The sequence below is a fragment of the Jeotgalibacillus sp. S-D1 genome (assembly GCF_004358665.1).
GTDB lineage: Bacteria > Bacillota > Bacilli > Bacillales > Jeotgalibacillaceae > Jeotgalibacillus.
In genome coordinates this window covers 1-3,145 of record NZ_SMZR01000024.1, presented here as the reverse complement: position 1 = coordinate 3,145, position 3,145 = coordinate 1, and the positions used below count along the sequence as shown (strand labels likewise).

Here is a 3,145-nt window from a genome sequence, read left to right as displayed (position 1 = left end):
AATTGAATGGGGGCTTTTAGGGTATAGGGAGCTGACGATGACCTACTCTCACATGGGCGAACCACACTACCATTGGCGCAACGATGTTTCACTTCTGAGTTCGAGAAGGGATCAGGTGGTTCCATCGTGCTATTGTCGTCAGCAAAGGGGGTATAGATATGAGTTGGTTAAGCTGTTAGCTTAACTTTGTTTGACTAGTATATCAGAACCTGAATCAATATTATCAGGATGATATCGAAATAATTATAGCTTAATACAAAACCACTTGGGTGTTGTATGGTCAAGCCAAACGAGCAATTAGTACAGGTTAGCTACACGCATCGCTGCGCTTCCACACCCTGCCTATCAACGTCCTAGTCTTGAACGGCTCTTAAGGGAAATCTAATCTTGAGGTTGGCTTCCCGCTTAGATGCTTTCAGCGGTTATCCAATCCGAACGTAGCTACCGGGCAATGCCATTGGCATGACAACCCGAACACCAGCGGTTCGTCCACTCTGGTCCTCTCGTACTAGGAGCAGATCCTCTCAAATTTCCAACGCCCACGGTAGATAGGGACCGAACTGTCTCACGACGTTCTAAACCCAGCTCGCGTACCTCTTTAAATGGCGAACAGCCATACCCTTAGGACCTGCTTCAGCCCTAGGATGAGATGAGCCGACATCGAGGTGCCAAACACCGCCGTCGATATGAACTCTTGGGCGGTATCAGCCTGTTATCCCCAGAGTACCTTTTATCCGTTGAGCGATGGCCCTTCCATACAGAACCACCGGATCACTAAGACCTACTTTCGTACCTGCTCGACTTGTGGGTCTCGCAGTTAAGCGCGCTTTTGCCTTTATACTCTATGAACGATTTCCGACCGTTCTGAGCGCACCTTCGTACTCCTCCGTTACTCTTTAGGAGGAGACCGCCCCAGTCAAACTACCCACCATACATTGTCCTCGGTATTGTTATACCTGAGTTAGAACCCCAACATGACCAGGGTGGTATTTCAAGGATGGCTCCACAGATACTGGCGTATCTGCTTCAAAGCCTCCCACCTATCCTGCACAAGTCAGGTCAAAGTTCAATGTAAAGCTGTAGTAAAGGTTCACGGGGTCTTTCCGTCTAGCCGCGGGTACACAGCATCTTCACTGCGATTTCGATTTCACTGAGTCTCTGCTGGAGACAGCGCTGCCATCATTATGCCATTCGTGCAGGTCGGAACTTACCCGACAAGGAATTTCGCTACCTTAGGACCGTTATAGTTACGGCCGCCGTTTACTGGGGCTTCGATCAAGACCTTCGCATACGCTAAGCCCATCAATTAACCTTCCAGCACCGGGCAGGCATCACACCCTATACGTCCACTTTCGTGTTTGCAGAGTGCTGTGTTTTTAATAAACAGTTGCAGCAGCCTGGTATCTGCGACTGTCAATAGCTTACACCGCAAAGGGCTTCACCATCGACAGCGTACCTTCTCCCGAAGTTACGGTACCATTTTGCCTAGTTCCTTCAGCAGAGTTCTCTCAAGCGCCTTGGTATTCTCTACCTGATCACCTGTGTCGGTTTAGGGTACGATTCGTTTATGACTATAGTTTAGAAGCTTTTCCTGGAAGCATGGTATTTGCCACTTCGCTATACAAGTATAGCTTGCTATCAGATCTCAGTATTAACAGCCCGGATTTGCCTAAGCCGTCTACCTACATCCTTCCACCTGGACAACCATCGCCAGGCTGGCATAACCTTCTCCGTCCCTCCATCACATCATAAACAAGTATCGGAATATTAACCGATTTCCCATCGACTACGCCTTTCGGCCTCGCCTTAGGGGTCGACTCACCCAGCCCCGATTAACGTTGGACTGGAACCCTTGATCTTCCGGCGTGCGAGCTTTTCACTCGCATTATCGTTACTCACGTCAGCATTCGCTCTTGTGATACCTCCAGCATGCCTTACGACACACCTTCACAGGCTTACACAACGCTCCCCTACCACTTGAAACAATTTTCAAATCCGCAGCTTCGGCTCCTAGTTTGAGCCCCGTTACATCTTCCGCGCGGGCCGACTCGACTAGTGAGCTATTACGCTTTCTTTAAAGGATGGCTGCTTCTAAGCCAACCTCCTAGCTGTCTATGCCTTCCCACTTCGTTTCCCACTTAACTAGGAATTTGGGGCCTTAGCTGGCGGTCTGGGTTGTTTCCCTCTCCACGACGGACGTTAGCACCCGCCGTGTGTCTCCCGGATATCACTCATCGGTATTCGGAGTTTGCATCGGTTTGGTAAGTCGGTATGACCCCCTAGCCGAAACAGTGCTCTACCCCCAATGGTGTTCGTCCGAGGCGCTACCTAAATAGCTTTCGGGGAGAACCAGCTATCACCGAGTTTGATTAGCCTTTCACCCCTATCCACAAGTCATCCCCTGGCTTTTCAACGACAGTGGGTTCGGTCCTCCGGTGCCTGTTACGGCACTTTCAACCTGCTCATGGATAGATCACTCGGTTTCGGGTCTATACCCTGCAACTATGACGCCCTATTAAGACTCGGTTTCCCTACGGCTCCCCTAACGGTTAACCTTGCTACAGAATATAAGTCGCTGACCCATTATACAAAAGGTACGCGGTCACCCAACAAGTGGGCTCCCACTGCTTGTACGCACACGGTTTCAGGTTCTATTTCACTCCCCTCACAGGGGTTCTTTTCGCCTTTCCCTCACGGTACTGGTTCACTATCGGTCAGTCAGGAGTATTTAGCCTTGGAGGATGGTCCCCCCATCTTCATACAGAATTTCTCGTGTTCCGCACTACTTAATATGCTTCATTATATGTTTCGAATACGGGGCTATCACCCACTATGGCCAGTTTTCCCACACTGTTCTTCTACATATAAATCCGTCGGCTCCTCCCCGTTCGCTCGCCGCTACTAGGGGAATCTCTATTGATGTCTTTTCCTAAGGGTACTGAGATGTTTCACTTCCCCTCGTTCGCTTACTAATAAATTAGTATACCTAGCTTACGCTAAGTGGGTTTCCCCATTCAGAAATCTCCGGATCACAGGATATTGCCGCCTCCCCGAAGCTTATCGCAGGCTGTCACGTCTTTCATCGCCTCTGACTGCCAAGGCATCCACCATGTGCGCTTAATTACTTGACCATACAACCCCAAAG

General features: G+C 49.7%; 2 rRNA genes. Both read right to left on the bottom strand.

The window, feature by feature from the left end:
* Window positions 1-29: 29 nt before the first annotated feature.
* Window positions 30-143: ribosomal RNA gene (gene rrf, locus E2R51_RS20500) — 5S ribosomal RNA — on the bottom strand.
* Between the two features lie 133 nt (window positions 144-276).
* Window positions 277-3,131: ribosomal RNA gene (locus E2R51_RS20495) — 23S ribosomal RNA — on the bottom strand.
* Window positions 3,132-3,145: the final 14 nt, after the last annotated feature.